Source organism: Thermoplasma volcanium GSS1 (genome assembly GCF_000011185.1).
Lineage (GTDB): Archaea > Thermoplasmatota > Thermoplasmata > Thermoplasmatales > Thermoplasmataceae > Thermoplasma > Thermoplasma volcanium.
The window spans coordinates 320,740-340,165 of record NC_002689.2 but is presented as its reverse complement, the minus strand read 5'-3'; the positions used below and the strand labels follow the sequence as shown (position 1 = coordinate 340,165).

Here is a 19,426-nt window from a genome sequence, read left to right as displayed (position 1 = left end):
CCTCTTAGTATACATAGGCTAGAAGCTTGCCGCCTATACCTAGTTTTCTTGCCTCTATGTTACTCATCACGCCCTTTGTTGTAGTGAGGATGAGTATACCAAAGTCCTCAGCAGGTAGATATCTTGATTCGTATTTCTCAAGGTTTTCATTCTTGACAGGAAATCTTGGCTTTATAACTCCGCAGTTATTGATCGTCGTATTAAGCACTATTTTGAACTTTCCTCCCCTGCTCTCATCTATCACTTCGAAGCTTTTTATATAGTTGTAGTCTTGCATTACCTTAAGTACTTTTCCAATTAGCTTCGCGGCTGGTTCTGCTATTATTTCTCTTCTACCTAACCTGCTTGCATTCTTTATCGAATTTATAACATCATTAAGTGTATCATTTCTCATCAACACACCTCAGCTGTACTTCTCAAATCCTAGCTGCCTTGCAGTTTCCCTAAAGCATTGCCTGCATAGGTGAAGCCCGTATTTTCTTACTATTCCCCTCTTCCTGCCGCATCTGACACAACCGTCAATATGCCCATACTTCTTTTTTGGCTGTAACTTAACTTGAGACATTATTTCACCTCACGACACTAACCTTGAAATTCTTCTCTAGGAATTCTACCGCTTCATCCTTCTTGATCCTTATGGATGATGGGATAGTCTTCTTACCGATTTTCCTCTTCTCTATCCTATATCCACCACGCCTTTTGAGTACTATGGCAACGTCCATACCAAATATTCCAATGTCTGGATCGTACTTCATTCCTTTGAAATCCGTATAATCAGAGATACCGAAGTACGCGTTGCCGTGTTTATCGAAGGAATAATCAGGTATTTTATAGTCTTTAACATAGAGGGCTTTATTGAGGAAGTTCACGGCGTCATCCTTTCTGAGCGTCACTTTTACTCCTATGGGTAACCTCTTTCTTATATTGAAGTCTCTAACGCTCTTCTTAGCTAGTGTTTGGGTAGGCTTATGACCTGTTAACATTTCTAGTACCTTGGCAGCCTTAGTTAGTCTGTCACCAGCCTGACCGACACCTATATTGACAACAACTTTGTCTATGATAATTTCCTGCATCTGGTTCATGGATACACCTCACCTGAAGGCATTGTAAACGTAAACCTAGGACTGCCTATCACGAAAACGTGATCCTTTACTGTTGTGAAGCCCTCATCAAAGTGGACTAAGTTAGCGGAAGACGATTCCTTTATTTCTATTTTGCTTATAGTTCCAGTTTCTCCAACGTGAGAACCGCCCGTTATGAAAGCCTTGTTACCTGGCTGCATCTTTATTATCTCGGTTATCTTCATATCAGGTAAGGATGCAATTACGACATCTCCAACGGAAATTGATCTGTCCTCCGTTACCATTACACGTCCATCGTGGAATCCCAGCTGTATCTTGTTTCCAGGTGCTATTACTTTATTCTTCACCTGAAGCGGTTTCATGTTTGCGCGATCTTTGCTTTCGCTTACCAGCACAAGAGCGCCTTGGTTGTTATAAACCACACGGTATGATTCACCGCTTATCTCTATAACATCCATGAATCCTACTCCAAACTTACGTTCCTTCACTACTTTACCGTCCACCTTTACAAGACCATTGGCGAGTATTCTAGTGGCCTCTCTCTCTTTATCCGATAATCTCAAGTAATCCCTTATTATGGTTAAGAGAGTGACCGAATGATCTGCCTTATGCCTACCTGGAAGAGGCGTTGGACCCCAGAAGTAAGTTTTCCTCGGTATCTTTACAGTGCGTGGAACCATCAATCTCTTCGTTTTATTGATCATTTTCCTTCACCTCCTGCTTATCTTGCGCTTCCTTTGCCTCAACTTCTTCCGGTGCAATTTCTTGCTTAGTTTCTTCAGTTTTTTGTTGCTCTTCTTGAATCGGTTCCTCTTGTATCGTTATGTGCTTTATGTTAGCTAGTTCCTTTATTTTCTGGAATCTTTCAGATCTTGATAGGTCAAGATGGGTTATCTGGAGTTTTTCTGGGCTTATGCCAAAGCCTTTCTGTTTCCCATCTATCTTTGCTATCGTTATGCCCTCAACTATTACTAGACCTGAGTGGTGATCAACTTCTGCAACCTTTCCTCCTTCGCCTTTCCTAGCTCCACTTACAACTTTTACGACATCACCCTTTACGATAGGGAAAGACCTTATGCCGTATTTTTTCCTCAGATCTTTGCTTAATGCTACATTTAATTTATCATACATATTATCACCTAAACTATTATGGATGCAATAGCGGCTATCCTAGGCCACCTTTCAGCAGCTTCCCTTGCAACGGGGCCTTTTATTTCAGAACCGCGTACTTCTCCATCTGGAGTGACAAGCACTGCAGCGTTGTCTTCGAACTCCACCATTGTGCCATCAGGCCTTCTATAAGGTCTTTTCTGCCTTATTACCACGGCGTACACAACCTTAGATCTCATCTCTGGAGTTCCCTTCTTCACGCTTGCTATAAACATATCACCAACTCCAGCTGCAGGTATTCTCCTAGCTTTTCCGTGATATGCTTTTACATCTATGAGGCTAATCGATCTTGCCCCAGTGTTATCTGCACAAACTATATTCGCTCCAAGAGGTAGACCTCTGATCTCCCTTCCAGCTATTCCCTTCATTGCTTCACCTTTTCGACAACAACGAATGATATGGTCTTAGCAAGCTTTCTGCACTCTGCAAACCTGACTGTATCGCCTACTCTAAGCTCAATGCAGTCAGGCACGTGAACGTGATACTTCTTGATCTTAGTTGCCTTCCTCTCGTATTTTGGAATGTACTGTTGATATTCTCTTGCCACCACGACACTTCTGGTCATAGCTGTTGATATTACTTTCCCAGTCAGAACCTGACCCCTAACGGGCAGATTGCCATGGAATGGGCAATGTGGATCTGTACATTCCTTTTCTGGGACGGATACATCTAAACCTATATTCCTTGCCTGCATCTCAATTACCTCCTAACTTTTTTAATATCTTCCTATACTCCCTTAGCCTATCCTCAGGCCTATAGTTTATTAGTGAACCATCAACCTTGAACTTGCCATCGAACGTGAATATACGGCCCTCTTTAGGAACTATAACCTTTCCAGTTCCTTTCGTAATCTCAAATGTGTTTTTCGTTTCAAAGCTAACTTGACCCGATATACCGACATCGTACCTGTTTGAACTTTGGATCACTTCAACGTGCCGGCCAATGAACTCACTAATGTATATCATTGTTCCACGCTCACCTTAAATCCCATATCTTCAAGAAACTTTTTTACCTCTTGCCTGTGGTCTCCTTGTAATTCTATTATTCTTCCTTCCTTCACGGTGCCGCCTGAAGCGACTTTTTTCTTCAATTCTTTTGCGATTTTCTCGATGTCCTCTATCTTCGGATCTATTCCCTCAATTATTGTAACAAACTTGCCGTATCTCCTCTTATCCACGACTATTTTCACAGCCTGGGCCTCTCTTCCAAATCCTTCCCAAGGCTGTAATTCCTTTGGCATTCCGGTAAAGTTCTTATCCTTCATTTACTTTTTTTCCTCCCTCTCAACTGTTAGTAACCTGGCTATCTGTCTCCTTATACTCCTAACCTTGCCAGGACTGGGAGATGAACCTCCCATAGACACTAATGCTCTCTCATGCAGCAGGCTTTCCTTAAGATTCTTCAGTGTTTGCTGCCTCTCTTCCTTGCTCATCTGCCTTATCTGTTTCGCTCTCAGTTCCAACATTTTCACCTCCTGCTAAATTGCTTATACTAAATACATCGGGTAGCTTATACTCCGGGTTAAGTATTTTAACTGTAACTCCAAGTATCCCAACCTTCAACTTTGCCGTTGAAAAACCTACGAGCATACCTTTGCTCCCTGGTTCTCCGGAATATTTCACGTTGCCATAAATGAACTTCTGATATCTGGCCCTTTCACCCGATATCTTTCCTGATATCTTTATAAGGACTCCCCTGGCTCCAGCATCTATTGTCCTTTTAAGTGAGGTGTTACCAGCCTTCCTATAAGACCAACCCTTTTCAAGAGACAGGGCTATCTTTTTTGCTATTACTGACGGGTTAAGATCAGGATCTTTAACATCTTTTACTTCTATTTGCGGGGTTTCTATTGCGTATTTCTTTTCAAGGGTTTCTGTCATCTGCTGAACTTTGCTGCCTCTTCTCCCAATTACTAGGCCAGGCCTGTTTACATATAGAGTTATGTTAGTACCGAATGGGGTCCTTTTCATGCTCATTTTTCCAAATCCAGCGTTCTCAGTTTCCTTCACAAGATACTCGTAAACAAGGAGCCTCTTTACCGCCTCGTTAACGAATTTCCTCTCCTTCATTGATCTCCCTCCGTAACTATAACCTCAAGGTTTATTAGATCCTTGAAGTTCGCGCCAGCCCTCCCATAGGCTTTTGGCGTATACTTTTTTATCATCCTTCCCTTATTGGCAGCGACGTGCTTAATTATGAGGCTATCTGTATTCATTCCCTTAAATTCGGCATTGTTTTCTACATTAGAAAGCAAATCAATAAAGACCTTAGCCGCCTTGACTGGGTACCTTCCAGGCCCTTTGCCCGGCCTATGTGATACAGAATCTAGGTATCTAAAGTATGGTATGGCATATTTTTTACTGACGACATCTTCAAGTATCTGCTTCGCGTAGTCAAGCTTCATTCCCCTTATGTGATGCGCTATATTTACAGCATCCTTCAGTGATATATCAGCCTCTACTATCCTAGCTCTTGCGTTGTTCTCATCCACACTCATCGAGTAACCCTTCATAGCAATCACTTCAATGGCATGAACTTAGATGAACGGGTTGCGCCAACACCCGGTCCTGAGTGCTTTACTTCCTTTCTCGTCATCACAAATTCCCCGAGGTAATGCCCAATCATTTCCGGCTTTATCTCGAACTTGGAATAACTGTTGCCATTGTAAACTTCGACTATTTTACCTACGTAGCTTGGTAATATTATAACATCTCTTACGTGAGTCTTTATGTCGTCATAATCCCCTTCAAGTTTTTCTACAAGTTTCTTCTGGTCGTGGTTCATTTCCCTAGAGAGTGATCTTCTTGCTCTGGCAGGAAGTATCTTTATAAGTTCTTCTAAGCTCATTTCCTGTAGTTGTTCTAGTGTGTAACCCTTGTAACTGAACTCCTTAGCTCTGCCAGTAGTAACTTTCCTTGACTTTCTGGCCTTTCTCTTTATGGACTTTACCGAACCTTGCTTATTTACTACCATTTACCTTCCTCCTTTTAGGTGAAAGCCTGCCCACTTTTCTCCCTGGCGGGGCATTCCTACCAACAGTGCTTGGCCTTCCTACATGTTGATGGTTTCCACCACCATGCGGGTGATTTACAGCGTTCATGGCCACGCCTCTAACCGTGTACGGCCTCTTCGCCTTACTCCTCAGATAATGAACATGAGTACCTGCCTTCAGTATTGGAGCATCTATAATTCCTGAAGCTGCTACTACTCCAACAGTAGCGCGGCATCTTGGATCGAAATCCCTCATAGAACCAGAAGGCAACTTCAAAGTAACTCTACTTCCATGCGAGACAACAAGTGCAAAAGTACCTGCGCTTCTGCAAAATTCACCCCCATCTCCAGGACTGCTCTCTATGTTGTAGACGTAACTCCCATCAGGTATATTGGCTAGAACTGTTGTAGTACCCGGATTAATTGTATCTACATTCCCGGCAACTATCTTCTGCCCAACATAGGCACCTGTAAAAGCAATCTGATACACTTTCTTTCCAGTTGAATCTACGAGTTCAAGAAGTGGTGAATTCCTGCCAGGTGCGTGGATAATGTCTTTAACTACATATTCGCCTGGTTTCAAGTGCTTAACATCTACGACATGCCTATGGCTAGGGCTTCTGTAAACGAGACTTCCATGGCCTCTCCTTTGTGGGATTATATGTTTACCCATAATTCACCTCAAAACACACCTATTCTCTCCGCTATCTCCTCAGCGGAATATTCCTTCGCTAGCTTAACTATAGCCTTCTTCCCTTTTTTTGTTATCAGTATGTTTATACCTTCGACTTTTACAGAGAACCTACTCTCAACTTCTCTTTTTATGTCTTCCTTCGTTGCCTTCCTATCGACTATTAAGGTTAGTTTATTTTCCTTCTCTGCCAGCAATGCAGTCTTCTCAGTGGATACCGGTGATAATATAACGTCTCCCATTACGCATTCGCCTCCCTTAGCTTCTCAATTGCACTTTCAGTATATACGGTAAGCCTACCTCCAACCCCTCCCGGCGCTAGCTTCCTTATACTCAACGAATCCATTGACGCAACGTCTACACCCGGAAGAGACTTAAACACCTTAAGCGAGACCGAATCGGTTCCAACTATCAACAGGCTTTTAGGGACCTTGTACCTTCTATTTCTCATCTTACCACGTCCAGCCCGTATGTGTTTACCTTCCTTTGATCTAAGTATATCCTCATACAGTCCTATTGATTTAAGTAAATTAACCGCGTCTTTCGTTTTCTTAATTCCTGAAACAGCATCTTCTACTACAACAGGCAATGGCAAAGATTCACTAAATCTATGACCTCTCTTCCTTACAGCATCAGCGGATGCGGTCATAGCTATTGCGCTGAATTTTGCCATCTTTCTTTCCTTTTCATTTATCCCTACATAGAGTTTCTTTGTGCTTCTCGGAGAATGAGCGCTTTTACCGCCAACTGCACTAGCTATACCTACGACCCTAGATCCACCAGCAATCCTTGGCATTCTAGATATCCCAAGACCTGGCTTGGTTGTATGACCCACCCTCCTCAATCCAGCAAGAGGAGACGAACCATACGGTTGACGAAGTGAAAGTGATATAGCTCTGAAAGCCTTTCGAATTAAGTCTTCTCTAACACTATAGTTAAATATTTCAGGGAGGTCTATCTCACCTCTCTTTTCACCATTTATTGAATATATAGGCACCTTCGTATTCAATCACCTTGCTTAGATTCTAATGATATGTAATCAAGCTTGACATTATCTATATCCGGTACTTTCTGCCTAGCCGGATCTCTCATCTTTATAAGCCTCTTGGCAGGGCCAGGGACAGATCCAAACAATAGGACATAGTCATTTTTTACGAGGCCATAGTGGAGAAAACCGCCTCTCACATTTATTGTATCCGCATCTTCCCCCTTCGAATATTTAAGAACTCTAACATTGCTTATTGTTCTTTGCTGGTACCCCATCTGACCTGCCTGAGGCACAGTATTCCTAACCCAATCTGGATGCCACGGGCCCAGCGTACCAATCATTCTCCTATGCTTCCTATTCTTGCGAGGGAGGAGTTTTACACCAAATCTCTGAACGTGACCCGTGAATCCTTTACCCTTAGTAACTGACAAAACGTCTACAAATTTTCCAGGTTTAGAAAAGTCTTCGAATCTTATTGTTTTTCCGAGATGTGCCGTAGCGTATTCAAATCTTTCCTTCACAGAATTTCCTCCACCTATCCTTAGTTCAAATATCTCTGGTTTCTTTGATGGGATCCCAGGTACATCCTTATTTCTTGTAGCGACTATTAACCTTACATCTGCATATGTTTCAGGGACAGGCTTCTCTTTTACTTCCTTAAATGTTGTGATTTTTTTGAACAGCTCCTTATCGAGGTTTTGCGTCCATTTTTCGTATACCACAACCATATTTCCTTCTTCATCCTCGTCATATAGCCTTATCCCTATGACGTCTAGGGGTGGAACCTCGATTACCGTAACAGGAACAAATATAGGTTGACCTGCTGTAACACTGGTTTTTCTGTAGTCTACCATTTCTACGTGCGTCATTCCTACCTTGAACCCAGCGAATCCCTGTACCTTTACAGGTCCTGATATCTCGGGCCAGCTCCTTATCCTTGGTTCTATACTTTTTGCCCTTACCCTAGGGTAATAGGCCATTGATCCTCTTCTCGAATGATGAGGCGTTGCCATCTAATTTCACCACCATATACCGTTACACGCTGCAGCTAGGTCTAAAATATCATTAGACCAGCAGCAATGGGACCATATGGTTGCCCAATGCGTGTATGGCTTTACGGCCTCCTTAACCTGTTAAGATCCGGAGGCCCTAAAGACAGCTCATTTTGAGCACTTTATGTCGGAATGCAATCACAGTTATTAATCTTTCTAGTCTAGTGCTTTTTGAAATAATAAGCACAAATCTGCACCGTGTTCTTTGATAATTTTAGTTTCACTGCTATTTGAATATAGATAAATCCCTATCATACAGGATAAAGTTTTTATATCGTATTCTCTGGATCACGCACAATATACGAATTTCTATAGTATTTAAATCCATTTGCAAATCAAGAAGAGACATCAAAAAATGGCAGCATGCGTTTATGGGCTTTGTCAAATATCCATTGATATTTGGCTTCCTGCCATCTGCTCCACATCTTTTGACTGCTTCACAGCTTCACCTGGCAGGCCTTTATGGGATCGTTTCAGACATGTCCGATACCTGAATGCAATGTTTATGCATGCATTCACATCACGGTCTATCTCAATACCGCAGGAATCACACTTCAGGATCCTGCCATGCTCTATTCTGGCCAGAGTATCACATACCGAGCACATCCTGCTGGTGTTCCTTGTTTCCTTTCTTGTCAGCTCTATGGCAGGAAGGCCTTCCCATGATGCCTTATACATTACCTGGGATGCAAGCATCCCATATGGAAACGCATTCTTAAGAATGAATCTGTAATTATTCCCTTTTCCATCGCCCTTCTTTGTAATCTTATTTATTCCCCCAATTCTCAATCATAATATTTATCGTGAAATTGACCATATCAGTAAACTTATGCATAAGCACCTTCAGGTTACCAGAAGGATAGAAATACTGTTTTACGGCCTTGAAAGCCTATACAAATACATATACCACTATCATACATAAATTTACAAGTCAAATGATTAATAAATCAACTAAGATTTGCAAATGTCCATTTATGAAAAGATTATTATCCCATTTTGATATGTAGCAAAAGAAGCCCTGTGGTGTAGCGGCCAAGCATTATGGGCTCTGGACCCATCGACGGCAGTTCGAATCTGCCCAGGGCTATTCTCGTTTTCAAATTATTCTTGGTATAACTATTTCCCACAGTATTAGAAAGAAAACAATAAAACTAAGAAAGTACATTACCTGATTCACTGTCTTTTCGCTTCTCAAAGATTTTATGTGGCGGCCCCATATTGTCAAGGTATCCTTGAAGAACTGACCTCCATCGAAGAACGCAAACGGCAATGCGTTAGTTATCCCCAATACAATATTTATCCAGAACATCCAAAATAGTATATTTACAGTACCCCAAAACAGCGTTGGATTAACAGGAACAGAGAACATGCTTGCCAGCGAAACTGGAACAGGGTTGAGACCGTAAAATGGTAACCCTATAGATGTGATAAAGCCGTCAATTGGATTAGCATAAATTTCTTTTAAAAATATGATATTCCTGAGCTCGTTTAAAGGATAACCGCTTATTCCCATATATGAAACCGAAACACCTATAAAGCTCTGATTTTTGTAAATTACACTGTTAGCTGATGGATCATACTGCTGATAGTAACTATATTTAGATGCTGTTACCATAGTATAGGATTGCAGGCTATATGATGGCAGCTCTAGTATCTTCATAGAAATATGAGTCCCAGGTTTTATAGAATTGAGTACATCATCAAGAGTTGTAAGATTGTATATTGTTTTATTATCGATAGAGAGTATAACAGAGTTTCCCGGCACTTTTTCTGCTGGATAACCGGAAATGACTGATACTATTATTACCCCGGCTACCGCTTCACCTTTTGAAACGCTATGACCATCGAACGTTTCAACCGTTACATTCGAGCCCGGAAGAAATGTTGGGCTTTGAAGGGCCTGCATTACAGCACTTCCGGAGTAATTACCCAGTGATATTAATTCAGTACCTGGTAAGATGTGAGGATTCACCGTTGTGTCCGAGGATTCTATATAAAGCCCTTGATGTATTGGTTGGGCGCCAGCAAACATTGCGGTAGAAAGGATTACAGCAAATATAATACCGATTATAATATTTATTGATGGTCCAGCGGCAAAAATTCTTCTTCTAATCACCGGATCAGCTTTTGTCATTTCATCTTGATTTGGTTCGACAAATGCGCCAACAGGTACTATGAAAAAGAGGGCACCAACTGAATCCACCTTTAGGCCATGTTTTCTAGCCGTTATTCCGTGCATCATTTCATGGATAACGACGGATATAACTATGGCTAGAAGTCCATAGCCGACTGGTATTGCCGGATTTATTCCCGGAATGCCAAGAAACTCTGTTACAGGAGGAGCCTGGCTAGGCCTTATAAAAGATGCTAAGTAAGCACTATAAAATAACATCACCAATGAAACTATGCCCGCGATAAAAACAATTACAACTGACACCTTAGAAAATTTAATTGCCGGGAATCTTTTAGCTATCCCATCAATAACATGTCTATTCTTAGTGAATTTAAGCATAAGTGCAGGCCCAAACAACGAAAAATTCCCGGATTTTTTTATGTATGGCGATAATAGATAAATGGCCATTATCCACGCTATTAGAAGAAACACGAACAGGTAAAGGTAATTCATCCCATTAGATATTGAAACATAGGTTATAACGTTTGTTAGCTCTGCCAAACATCAATGTATGTTTGACTTCCTGCCATATTCTCTGTATATTTTGGCTGCTTCACTCTATAATACTTCAACAGCTCGTTTGGAACATGCACGAACACTTTTTTATGTTAGCAAATGCATTTACATCACGATCTATCTCAAGGCTACTGCATTTTTTCCTGTAGGCTTTAACAAGTGCGACTGCTTTATTGATCGCCCCTACATAACACGAAGGCGTATCGTATTTTTTTAAGATCATTGTAAACTTCCTTTGATACAGAATTCCTTGATATAATATTCCTAATATTTTTGTTGCTAGAGCAATTAAAAAATAAACAAAAATTGACAATACACACTTATTTAAAAGTTAGAACTTCTTATCTACTTTTTTACTCGATATGCTAGAATAGTCGAGATTTTACGCCAAGTGTAGGCTATAATGTACATCAACGCTAAAACTCCAACCAAAGCTGTAGCCAGCCGGTGCGAATAATCCCAGGATGGGGTTAGTACGAATATACCGGTATAGCCTATGTACAAAAGTAGACCAAACCTAATGGAAAAACCTACAAGGTTTGAAAGAAAGAAAAGTCCTGCATTCATTTTCAAAGTGCCGGCGGCAAGTGAAGTTACGTTCTTAAAATACGGAATAAAAGTTGCTATGAATATGGAGAAACTACCATGATCTTTTATCCAATGATCTGCCACTTCAAGATCTTTTTCAGTGATTTTAAAGTATGACAATACCTTAAGGAGGAGCGGTCTACCAGCCAGTCTACCTCCTGCGTATTCTATACCCATCTCGAACAACATTGCTGCAACAGAGACGAGAAAAGTTAAAAAAATATTGAATTCACCAACTGAAGAAAGATACCCGTAAAATGGCAAAATGAGGTAGTCTGGAAGCGGGGCAAAAGCCACGACCAGAAACATGCCTTCGTATCCAGTTAGAGAAAACGGTGCTAGTATTTTATGTTGATATGAATAGTATGAGTAAACGTTAACATAATGGAAATAACCATTTGTAATACTGACGGCACTCGCAAACAATATGAGTATAGAAAATATGAATGCATAATAATAATACTTAGACATTGAAGCTGAACCAGCAGGATTAACTTTTAAAAATAGTGATCTAAAATTAATTCTCATCTTGTCCCTAACTTGTACGAATCCATTCTTTCCAAATTTCTGCGGCATTGGAATATCCCTTCAAAGTTCGTATTTACTTTCATTAATATCATAAATCATCAAAGATCAAATTGATCCATTTAATGCAATTCTTATAGTGATGTTACATCTACTCCTGATTTAAATATTATGCATTTATAATTTGAGTATGTTCTGCCTTTGCTTTCACCCGTCAATTCGTTACCTTCAAAAATAGAATAAACATACCATGCAGATAACATGTCGAACTCATCAATAACGTCAGTTGCGTATCCCACTATCGGTGTAGTACTACTTGGAGGAATTGCCAATGAAAAGACACGGACGCCGCTCCATACATCTGCGGGTATAGCCTATACTGATTCCTGCGGCTCAATAAGAACAGAGAGTACCATATATGGTGATAGTGAAATGCACATATATTTCAATGGAACAGAAAGTAAAGATGAAAATAGATCCGTAAAATCAGTGCTTGAACGCTACAGGAACGAACTCCAAAGTTTCTTTGGCAAAAAAGATGTATCCTACTCATCCCTCAACTACGGAATACTCAGCGGAAGCTCTGATGCCGGAGCTGCGTCAATTGGTGCAATCCTGTCATTCATTGATAAGAAAAATGATATTCACGATATTGAAAACGATATACGCATGATATCCGAAAGCGCTGGAAGAAGCCTACATGGCGGCCTAACAATTACATGGAGCGATGGCTATAGCGCCTATACGGAAAGAGTACTTGGGCCTGAACATTTTAACAACTACGCCATAGTTGGTTTTTCCTTTGATTATCCACGAAATCCATCGGACACAATACACCAGAATATTATAAAGAGTAAAAGGTACAAGCAAAGAACAATAGATGCAGATGAACACGCACACGAGATCAAGGAGATGGCAAGGACAGACGACATCGAGGGAATATTCGAAAAGGCTGAGGAAGACACGGAAGAATATCATAGCATACTTAGAGAAGTAGGTGTCTTAGTAATCAGAGAAAATATGCAGAAATTAATAGAGTTTATCAAAATACTAAGAAAAGAGTTCTGGAACTCATATATAGTTACCGGCGGAAGCAATGTTTATGTCATAGTGAGAAGGGATGACTTAGAGCGTTTAATTCACATAAAAAATACGTTCGGATCAAAGCCAAAAATACTTAATGTAGCAGGACCAGCCTGGATAAAGAAAGTTGAAAGTGATTGAATATTTATGGGGGCCAGAATATCTTTGCAAGCTCAACCATAATGGCCACAGCTATTCCTATATAAACCACAAGTTTCGGATCAAGAGCTGGTCCTTTTATTTCCTCTTCTTCGAAGTACCTTATTAAACCAGCACCAGACTGGAACCCTTCTGACTTTTTGTCTGAAGCCATCGATCCTGTTAATATAATTAATTCTATTAAACTTTCTCCATGCGTTGCCATTGTGTACTGCAATCTAGTATTTTAAAACTAGCCAGTATATTATTTCTTAGACCTTTTGATCTCGTAGAGGAGCATTTTATCGTAATCGACAGTATATTTTATCTTTTTATTCTTCAATATTTTCTCTACTTCCTCGGTTTTTTCGTGTACGTCTTCACTCACAACACCACGATAAATAATCATCTCCTTGCGATCAAGAGGGAAGACCAATTTATATCTGGCATCATCTTTTATATATCCTATGGGCTTTTTGTTCTTCTTAATCTCTTCTAGGTTGAGCTGCAAAATGACCTGGTCGAATTGCAGGTCTTCTGGATTCTTCTTTTGCTCAACAATATGTTCGAATATCTCTTGAAAAGCCTTATCAAGCTTTGACCATTCAAACTTTGGATCAAAATATATATGCCCGCTCCAATTCTTCATTCACTAAGGTATTTTTTGTTTATATAAAAGGATTATTAAATGCCCTCTACAGCTTAAGTTCATTGGATAAAAATACTCATAATGTAATAAATTGAATTGCCTCCAAAAAATCCGTTCCCTTGCTCGTCAAAATGTATTTTCCATTCCTTCCTTCCTGTTGCTTTTCTTTGGGCCCTCTACTTTCCATCTCCCTCTGTATCTTAATTGCAGTTCTATAATTCAAATTGCAGTTATAGATAATGCTCTTTATTCCAGTGCACTCAGGCGTCTTTATAAAACTTAATATGTCGAATATAATTTTTGCCTTTTGCTTTCGCCCTGTAACAACTGATTGAGAGAACCTGAGATTAATATTCTCTTCTTCGTTCTTTATTACCTCAGAAGATCCATCGGGCTTATGGTATATTATCTTAGACACAAAGTATATAGAAAGTGATTTTGCTAGCATTTTTTCTTTGTCACCATTTTGTGAGCATACCACGCTAACGCAGGTTGATGGGGGATAATTACTTACAACGGATGCATTTACAATTTCCCTTAACGTATTTTCCAATGGTGAACACATAAACACAAGTATTGTTTCTCAGTGTTTTTTGATTGGAATTTCATTCTATACTGAGGCTTTTCTTTAGCTGGCATTCCATCATTATAGACCGCAATAAGTTCCCAAAATCTCTGATTCAAAATTAAGCTCCGATCTGAAATAACTGGTCTTTAACTAGCGCCATTTTCAAAAAAAATTTGTATTTATATCTTTCGGCCTCATCTAATTTCAATTGAAGATGACAAATAATTAAAATAATTTATATATTAAATTTGTGCAAGAAATTAAAGATACGAAATTACATTGTATTGTAATAAGATATTTATAATGAATTTCAAATATACCTTCTAACTTCGGTTTTAGTATACACGAACTAATTATAACAAAAAGCTGCAATCATTATATCGCATATTTTTTGAATTATTAGTCAAAAAATTAAGGATAATTTTTAGCTCTTTATCGCAATCCAAATCTTGGAATAAGCTTGCATTCAAGATTATTATGAGATCGCCATGTGTATTTGTGGTTGATCGTTTGAGGATAATTTTTAAGAAATGATCACTATGCATTCTCATTTTTTATTTTAGTATTTACATTTATTCATTATTCAAGATTATTAATATTTTTAACAAGATCACATTAAGAACCAAACATAAAAGTGCAAATTGGAAAACCGTAAAAAGAAGTCTATAAAAAAGATAATTCATAAATATCCATTTTTCTCTATCTTGACTCTGCATTTTAAAAGACGGTAGAATATTCAGATTATCCATTAAAACTAAAACCTGATGGGGCCGTCCGGATTTGGACCGGAGTCTCAGGCTCCCAAAGCCCGTAGGATACCAAGCTACCCCACGGCCCCCTAAAACTCGGAATGCAAACTTCAAATATAAATTTGAGCCTGTTAAACGAAGCAGCATTTAGGAGATTTTTCCCCGATGGAACAATAGAAGCTGTTAAATATTGAAAGGAATAAATTCATAAGAGAAAAAATATTACAATAAATCTATATATTATGTTTGATTTACTTACATATGACAGGTTTGGACATACTGCTAATAATAATTATCATAATTGCTTTGATAATACTACTCTCTGGTATACACGTATTAAAGGAATGGGAAAGGGCCATCGTACTAACTTTGGGTAGGTATGGTGGGATTAGAGGCCCAGGGATAATATTCATTACTCCAATCGTAAGTAGAGGCATATATGTTTCGACAAGAATACAACCAGTGCAGTTCAAAACTGAGGCAACATTCACAAAGGACAACGTCCCTGTAAACGTTGATGCGATAATGTACTACCAGGTAATAGATCCTCAAAAGGCAGTCTTGAATATTGAGAATTATTCTGTTGGTACAAATTATGCAGCTCAAACTACTCTAAGGGAAGTAATTGGAAAATCAATGTTTGACGAACTTCTATCTGAACGAGAAAAGGTTGGCGAAACTGCTAGGGAAATTATAGATCAGAAAACTGAAGCTTGGGGTGTTAAGGTCGCTTCAGTTGAGATAAGAGATGTAATAGTTCCATCACAGTTACAGGAGGCAATGTCAAGGCAGGCCTCAGCAGAGAGGGAAAGGAGATCAAGAGTCACCCTTGCACAGGCTGAGGTGGAAGCGGCACAGAAGATGGTTGAAGCGTCAAAGCAGTATGTAGACAATCCAGTTGGGCTCCAACTTAGGTGGATGCAGATAATATATGAGATAGGGCTGGAGGGCAAGTCTTCAATGATAATGGTGCCGTCAGATGTACCAGTGGCCGGTTCTGCCTTTTCTGTTATGGGAATGAATGAGGCACTTAAAGCCCGTGGGCATGTAGAAGACGTACAAGGTCAAGGATCTCAGAAGCAGTAAGGTCGGATGGCCTTCTGTTTCCCATGCTCTCTGGATAAATCTCGAATATGTTTGATATCATTTTTCTTTTCTTTGAAAACATAACCTTCAATTTTGAATCAAGGTAATCCAAGGGTATGTCTAGGTTTATCTTTTTCTTCTTCAGTAACAGGATAGCTGAATCCACCTTCGGCTGAGGGTTGAAATTTTTCCTACCAACGTATCGCTTCAGATCAATTTCGTACCTCACGTAAGCATTAACATAAAGCCTGGAGGAATCTTTGACATTTGTTAATTTGTCTGCGAACTCTTTTTGTACCATTATTACAGAAGCAGAGAACTCAAAATCATAAAGTTTGAATATTACATCCGATGATATATAGTATGGTATATTACCAATAATAAAATCATACTTTTGTGGCGGCATGTCAAGAAAATCCATATTGAAAAGGTTGAGATTTTTGTTTTTTATAGAGAGCAGTTCGTTGTAGACAAACCTGTCCTTCTCAACAGCTGTTACGTAGTAACCTCTATCGAGTAATATTGATGTCAGTATCCCGTGGCCAGGCCCTATCTCCAGTACCGAATCCCCTGGATGACCGTTAAGGAGGTCCACTTCATACTCTGCTATTCTTCTACTCCTAAGGAAAACTTGGCCCAATCGCTTGCTGTAACTCATTTTGAAACGAATAGCTTGTACTTTTCGTAGCGGTCTTTCAATTCCTCAATTATACGGCCGGCTATCATCTTTTGAGGGTTATGTATACTCTTAACCCTATTTACAAGGTCCTCGAATGAATCAAACGGCTTCTTCTTTCTTTCTTCCAGAATAGCCCACATGGTCTTGTTGCCAAGCCCTGGCAGAAGCTCAAGGCTGTGCAGTCTTGCGTTTATTGGCTCAGCTTCGTTAAAAAACTTAATAAACCTTTCCTGTTGTTTGTTAACTATATCCTCTAGCACATAAGGGAGTTCGTTCTGGGCAGAGTTAGTAAGATCTTTGTATGTTATACGGCGCCTTACGGAGAGAATTTTCTTCCTCATCTCTGGGTTTTTTCCTATATACACCTTTTCCCCGACAGTTATTATTTCGTTTGGCTTCGGTATGAGCTCGAGCAATTTGAATTCGCTCTCGCCTATAGCAAGCACTAGAGGGTTCATCCTATAGGATCTATCATCTGGTCTTCCTTGTGGCAAGTAATCTAAAACATAAGCATACTCTTCCAACCCATCACTCCCCTTAGAATTTTAATTTTTTGAGATAGTCGGCAAGAGCATTTAAATCTTCGTCAGAAATCATAACGTTGTAAGTTGAAAGTATAGATGTTATATCTGCCGGGGTCCCCGGTTTAAGATCAAGAATTTTCACAATAACTTTTTCTGGCAGCTTAGCTATTCCAGAAATATCCCCCTTTACCCTATCTATTACAGAAGGATCTACTCTTGAGAATTTGCCAGCATACTCTAAGTTTTCTTTTTCCATGTCGGTCAGCTGTTCTTTTTTCGACAGTATATTGTAAACTTCGGGTATGCTGATATACTTTTTCTCCATTTTTCATCCTTTTATTCTTTTGAGGTGCACTGGAGAAGCTATCACGTACTTTGTAAGGCTCCCCACTTTTACACCCACCTTATAGCAATTTCCTTGAGCTCCTTCAACAATACCTGTATAGCCTTGGAACCTGTGATAAGGCATGCCGTTGTGGACTGAAGGCTCTATATCTATTGCAACACGATCTCCAGGCGAGAACTCTTGCATCATCCTTCCTATTATTGACTTCTTCCGTTCTTCCTTGCTCTTAGTAAGCTTCCTTCTTGACCCTGATCTGGGTCCGTGCGACATTTTAACCATTACTATTCACCTCTGCATATTTTAATGACATCCAGTTCTTTAACATTCAATTGAGACCCGTATTTTGACGAGAGTGATGGATTGGTTCTCCCACTGTCTCCACTGATCAACTCCTTTATGTATGTTCCTGCCTCTGCCTGAACTACTATTTCAGCTTCCTTGCCTTCTACAGCAACTAGCTCCATCCTTTCAATTTTTCTTGTCCTTATTAGGTCTGATCTTCGCTGGGCAACCCTTAATGGTGTTCTTTGATAAATATTTTTTCCGTTCATTTCAGTACAGGCTTCCTCGAGCTTAAGTTTATCTATATCTGTATCTCCTTCGATTATGCAATCATATACCTTGGAGTGTTTCTCCTCCTTTATCTCCTTTACGGTCTTGCGGTCAACGAAACTTAGGTCAAATATTTCGACGCCCTTCATAGATCGGTTAACTGTCTCCGATAGAATACTGAGATCAAAGGTTCTCATAATAGGCGCTTCTACTTCAATGACGAATTCCCTTCCATTCCCGAGCATCCTAACATCCACATCTTCTCTACCTGAACCATGCAAGTAGTAATTCTTGCCACCTGCTATCCTCAATGCAGCTTCGCCTATAATGCTTTCAATAGAATCCCCATCCTTCTTGTGTATCCACCTAGTTTGTGGCATATCCCTCCTATATTTTCTGTATTTCCCGTATATAAAAAGGCTTTTTATGGATACATTTACAAACTCGTATTCGACATTAACAGCAATAGTAATATCAGGGTCTTCTTTCCTATACTCTTTCCCTGTCTTAGCTGTTATATATTTTCCGAATTCCCTATTAAACTCCTTCTTTATTGATTCACCATGTGCACCGAATGCCTCTTGGATCTTGTTTTCAAGTTCTATCCATTCTTTGGGAAATACAGAACCTACTACGAAAGTGGAATATTCAATTTCTTTGAGTTTATCCTCTACAAGTGAAAGAAAAACGGAAAATTTATCAAATATACCGTGGCAAATCTCACAGTTCTGCGGATCGGCAAAATTGAATTCCGGATCGTTCTTTTCACATTTTATAGAAAATTCAAGCATCGAGCCCCTTTCCAAATTAGTGAGCCCGGTCCCAACCATAGCGAAAATTCTGCCTGCGCATCTCCTGCAGATAGGATAGGAGGCAAGATCCGAAAGGCTTACCATCTTTTATCTTGCTTTAATCGTTTTTTCAATGCTAGGCCTCTCCTTTACAAATACCCTGGAACCGCATTCACATTCTATTTCTGTGGTTCCCATGGTCTTTTCAAGAGGCCTGCCACACCTAACACATTTATATTCAGTCATCCTTCTACCACTTTTACCTCATAAGCAGGGTTATATGCCCCGCCTGCAAATTTATAACCGCAGTGCCTGCAGACCCAAATACCGGCTGCTAGTCTCTTTACCCTCTTCTTCTTGCAGGACGGGCATGTATACAGTGCTATCTTCTGCTTGTAAATTTCGTTCCATTCCTTCCGAATAGTTACTCCATACCTAGGACCAAACCTTCCCGCTGCCCCTACCTTCAATGTTCTCTTTGACAT

The 19,426-nt window shown here is 39.9% G+C and carries 32 protein-coding genes and 2 tRNA genes; 3 read left to right on the top strand and 31 right to left on the bottom strand.

Going from position 1 to position 19,426, the window contains the following annotated elements; translation table 11 throughout:
* Positions 1-4: 4 nt before the first annotated feature.
* From TVG_RS01780 to TVG_RS01700, 18 genes are all read right to left on the bottom strand, one after another.
* Positions 5-394 carry a 30S ribosomal protein S8 gene (locus tag TVG_RS01780; protein WP_010916598.1) on the bottom strand — a complete coding sequence of 130 codons (390 nt, stop codon included), beginning with the start codon at positions 392-394 and terminating at the stop codon, positions 5-7.
* 9 nt (positions 395-403) lie between these two features.
* Entirely contained in the window at positions 404-565 is a 162-nt protein-coding gene (locus tag TVG_RS08255; protein WP_010916597.1) for a 30S ribosomal protein S14, read from the bottom strand.
* A gap of 4 nt (positions 566-569) precedes the next feature.
* Positions 570-1,082 (bottom strand): 50S ribosomal protein L5, encoded by a 513-nt coding sequence (locus TVG_RS01775; protein WP_010916596.1) that lies wholly within the window; start codon positions 1,080-1,082, stop codon positions 570-572.
* The gene (locus TVG_RS01770) at positions 1,079-1,786 is read right to left on the bottom strand and encodes a 30S ribosomal protein S4e (RefSeq protein ID WP_010916595.1); all 708 of its coding nucleotides are present in this window, start codon (positions 1,784-1,786) and stop codon (positions 1,079-1,081) included. The genes TVG_RS01775 and TVG_RS01770 overlap by 4 nt, the downstream gene beginning before the upstream one ends.
* Positions 1,776-2,213 carry a 50S ribosomal protein L24 gene (gene rplX / locus TVG_RS01765; RefSeq protein WP_010916594.1) on the bottom strand — a complete coding sequence of 146 codons (438 nt, stop codon included), beginning with the start codon at positions 2,211-2,213 and terminating at the stop codon, positions 1,776-1,778. The genes TVG_RS01770 and rplX overlap by 11 nt, the downstream gene beginning before the upstream one ends.
* Positions 2,214-2,221: 8 nt before the next feature.
* On the bottom strand, positions 2,222-2,620 hold the full coding sequence (locus tag TVG_RS01760; protein ID WP_010916593.1) for a 50S ribosomal protein L14: 399 nt from the start codon (positions 2,618-2,620) through the stop codon (positions 2,222-2,224).
* A complete protein-coding gene (locus tag TVG_RS01755) occupies positions 2,617-2,946 on the bottom strand; it encodes a 30S ribosomal protein S17 (RefSeq protein ID WP_010916592.1) in 330 nt (109 codons plus the stop codon). Before TVG_RS01755 ends, TVG_RS01760 begins: the two co-directional genes overlap by 4 nt.
* A gap of 1 nt (position 2,947) precedes the next feature.
* The gene (gene rnp1, locus TVG_RS01750) at positions 2,948-3,217 is read right to left on the bottom strand and encodes a ribonuclease P protein component 1 (protein WP_010916591.1); all 270 of its coding nucleotides are present in this window, start codon (positions 3,215-3,217) and stop codon (positions 2,948-2,950) included.
* On the bottom strand, positions 3,214-3,516 hold the full coding sequence (locus tag TVG_RS01745; RefSeq protein ID WP_010916590.1) for a translation initiation factor: 303 nt from the start codon (positions 3,514-3,516) through the stop codon (positions 3,214-3,216). Before TVG_RS01745 ends, rnp1 begins: the two co-directional genes overlap by 4 nt.
* The gene (gene rpmC, locus TVG_RS01740; protein WP_241760325.1) at positions 3,517-3,684 is read right to left on the bottom strand and encodes a 50S ribosomal protein L29; all 168 of its coding nucleotides are present in this window, start codon (positions 3,682-3,684) and stop codon (positions 3,517-3,519) included.
* A complete protein-coding gene (locus TVG_RS01735) occupies positions 3,644-4,321 on the bottom strand; it encodes a 30S ribosomal protein S3 (protein ID WP_010916588.1) in 678 nt (225 codons plus the stop codon). The genes rpmC and TVG_RS01735 overlap by 41 nt, the downstream gene beginning before the upstream one ends.
* A complete protein-coding gene (locus tag TVG_RS01730; RefSeq protein ID WP_048054074.1) occupies positions 4,318-4,764 on the bottom strand; it encodes a 50S ribosomal protein L22 in 447 nt (148 codons plus the stop codon). Before TVG_RS01730 ends, TVG_RS01735 begins: the two co-directional genes overlap by 4 nt.
* A 5-nt stretch (positions 4,765-4,769) precedes the next feature.
* Positions 4,770-5,225, bottom strand: a complete 456-nt coding sequence (locus tag TVG_RS01725) for a 30S ribosomal protein S19 (RefSeq protein ID WP_010916586.1) — start codon at positions 5,223-5,225, stop codon at positions 4,770-4,772.
* Positions 5,212-5,916: a 50S ribosomal protein L2 gene (locus TVG_RS01720; RefSeq protein WP_010916585.1), complete on the bottom strand. Its 705-nt coding sequence runs from the start codon at positions 5,914-5,916 to the stop codon at positions 5,212-5,214. Before TVG_RS01720 ends, TVG_RS01725 begins: the two co-directional genes overlap by 14 nt.
* Positions 5,917-5,924: 8 nt before the next feature.
* A complete protein-coding gene (locus tag TVG_RS01715) occupies positions 5,925-6,176 on the bottom strand; it encodes a 50S ribosomal protein L23 (RefSeq protein WP_010916584.1) in 252 nt (83 codons plus the stop codon).
* Positions 6,176-6,931, bottom strand: a complete 756-nt coding sequence (rpl4p, locus tag TVG_RS01710) for a 50S ribosomal protein L4 (protein WP_241760301.1) — start codon at positions 6,929-6,931, stop codon at positions 6,176-6,178. Before rpl4p ends, TVG_RS01715 begins: the two co-directional genes overlap by 1 nt.
* An 8-nt stretch (positions 6,932-6,939) precedes the next feature.
* On the bottom strand, positions 6,940-7,935 hold the full coding sequence (gene rpl3p / locus TVG_RS01705) for a 50S ribosomal protein L3 (RefSeq protein WP_010916582.1): 996 nt from the start codon (positions 7,933-7,935) through the stop codon (positions 6,940-6,942).
* Positions 7,936-8,355: 420 nt separating this feature from the next.
* Positions 8,356-8,763 (bottom strand): zinc ribbon domain-containing protein, encoded by a 408-nt coding sequence (locus tag TVG_RS01700; protein ID WP_010916581.1) that lies wholly within the window; start codon positions 8,761-8,763, stop codon positions 8,356-8,358.
* Between the two features lie 225 nt (positions 8,764-8,988).
* Between TVG_RS01700 and TVG_RS01695 the strand changes: the two genes are divergently transcribed.
* A tRNA-Gln gene (locus tag TVG_RS01695) sits at positions 8,989-9,061 on the top strand.
* A gap of 9 nt (positions 9,062-9,070) precedes the next feature.
* Here TVG_RS01695 and TVG_RS01690 read toward each other — a convergent pair.
* Positions 9,071-10,600, bottom strand: a complete 1,530-nt coding sequence (locus tag TVG_RS01690) for a site-2 protease family protein (RefSeq protein WP_010916580.1) — start codon at positions 10,598-10,600, stop codon at positions 9,071-9,073.
* Between the two features lie 408 nt (positions 10,601-11,008).
* Positions 11,009-11,827: a DedA family protein gene (locus TVG_RS01685; protein WP_010916579.1), complete on the bottom strand. Its 819-nt coding sequence runs from the start codon at positions 11,825-11,827 to the stop codon at positions 11,009-11,011.
* A 210-nt stretch (positions 11,828-12,037) separates the two neighbouring features.
* On the opposite strand from TVG_RS01685, the gene TVG_RS01680 reads away from it, so the two are divergent.
* Positions 12,038-13,000 carry a mevalonate-3-kinase gene (locus TVG_RS01680; protein WP_010916578.1) on the top strand — a complete coding sequence of 321 codons (963 nt, stop codon included), beginning with the start codon at positions 12,038-12,040 and terminating at the stop codon, positions 12,998-13,000.
* A gap of 4 nt (positions 13,001-13,004) precedes the next feature.
* Here TVG_RS01680 and TVG_RS01675 read toward each other — a convergent pair whose 3' ends face one another.
* From TVG_RS01675 to TVG_RS01660, 4 genes are all read right to left on the bottom strand, one after another.
* Positions 13,005-13,172 carry a preprotein translocase subunit Sec61beta gene (locus tag TVG_RS01675; protein WP_010916577.1) on the bottom strand — a complete coding sequence of 56 codons (168 nt, stop codon included), beginning with the start codon at positions 13,170-13,172 and terminating at the stop codon, positions 13,005-13,007.
* Between the two features lie 90 nt (positions 13,173-13,262).
* Positions 13,263-13,646, bottom strand: a complete 384-nt coding sequence (locus TVG_RS01670; protein WP_010916576.1) for a hypothetical protein — start codon at positions 13,644-13,646, stop codon at positions 13,263-13,265.
* Between the two features lie 76 nt (positions 13,647-13,722).
* Positions 13,723-14,211 carry a winged helix-turn-helix domain-containing protein gene (locus TVG_RS01665; RefSeq protein ID WP_083755822.1) on the bottom strand — a complete coding sequence of 163 codons (489 nt, stop codon included), beginning with the start codon at positions 14,209-14,211 and terminating at the stop codon, positions 13,723-13,725.
* A 768-nt stretch (positions 14,212-14,979) separates the two neighbouring features.
* Positions 14,980-15,052 (bottom strand) — tRNA-Pro (locus tag TVG_RS01660).
* 172 nt (positions 15,053-15,224) lie between these two features.
* On the opposite strand from TVG_RS01660, the gene TVG_RS01655 reads away from it, so the two are divergent.
* Positions 15,225-16,049, top strand: coding sequence for an SPFH domain-containing protein (locus TVG_RS01655; protein WP_010916574.1), 825 nt, complete (start codon positions 15,225-15,227; stop codon positions 16,047-16,049).
* On the opposite strand, the gene TVG_RS01650 is transcribed toward TVG_RS01655, so the two are convergent.
* Genes TVG_RS01650 through TVG_RS01620 form a run of 7 tightly spaced genes read right to left on the bottom strand, consistent with a single transcriptional unit; the run spans position 15,994 to position 19,426 of the window.
* On the bottom strand, positions 15,994-16,707 hold the full coding sequence (locus tag TVG_RS01650) for a ribosomal RNA small subunit methyltransferase A (RefSeq protein ID WP_010916573.1): 714 nt from the start codon (positions 16,705-16,707) through the stop codon (positions 15,994-15,996). The genes TVG_RS01655 and TVG_RS01650 overlap by 56 nt on opposite strands.
* Positions 16,704-17,252, bottom strand: a complete 549-nt coding sequence (locus TVG_RS01645; protein WP_010916572.1) for a DUF655 domain-containing protein — start codon at positions 17,250-17,252, stop codon at positions 16,704-16,706. Before TVG_RS01645 ends, TVG_RS01650 begins: the two co-directional genes overlap by 4 nt.
* Positions 17,253-17,265: 13 nt before the next feature.
* A complete protein-coding gene (locus TVG_RS01640) occupies positions 17,266-17,577 on the bottom strand; it encodes an RNA polymerase Rpb4 family protein (RefSeq protein WP_010916571.1) in 312 nt (103 codons plus the stop codon).
* Positions 17,578-17,580: 3 nt separating this feature from the next.
* Positions 17,581-17,877 carry a 50S ribosomal protein L21e gene (locus TVG_RS01635; protein WP_010916570.1) on the bottom strand — a complete coding sequence of 99 codons (297 nt, stop codon included), beginning with the start codon at positions 17,875-17,877 and terminating at the stop codon, positions 17,581-17,583.
* A 2-nt stretch (positions 17,878-17,879) separates the two neighbouring features.
* Positions 17,880-19,046 carry a tRNA pseudouridine(54/55) synthase Pus10 gene (locus TVG_RS01630; RefSeq protein ID WP_010916569.1) on the bottom strand — a complete coding sequence of 389 codons (1,167 nt, stop codon included), beginning with the start codon at positions 19,044-19,046 and terminating at the stop codon, positions 17,880-17,882.
* A 3-nt stretch (positions 19,047-19,049) separates the two neighbouring features.
* A complete protein-coding gene (locus tag TVG_RS01625) occupies positions 19,050-19,187 on the bottom strand; it encodes a DNA-directed RNA polymerase subunit P (RefSeq protein WP_010916568.1) in 138 nt (45 codons plus the stop codon).
* Complete coding sequence (locus TVG_RS01620) at positions 19,184-19,426, bottom strand: 50S ribosomal protein L37ae (RefSeq protein ID WP_010916567.1); 243 nt, start codon at positions 19,424-19,426, stop codon at positions 19,184-19,186. The genes TVG_RS01625 and TVG_RS01620 overlap by 4 nt, the downstream gene beginning before the upstream one ends.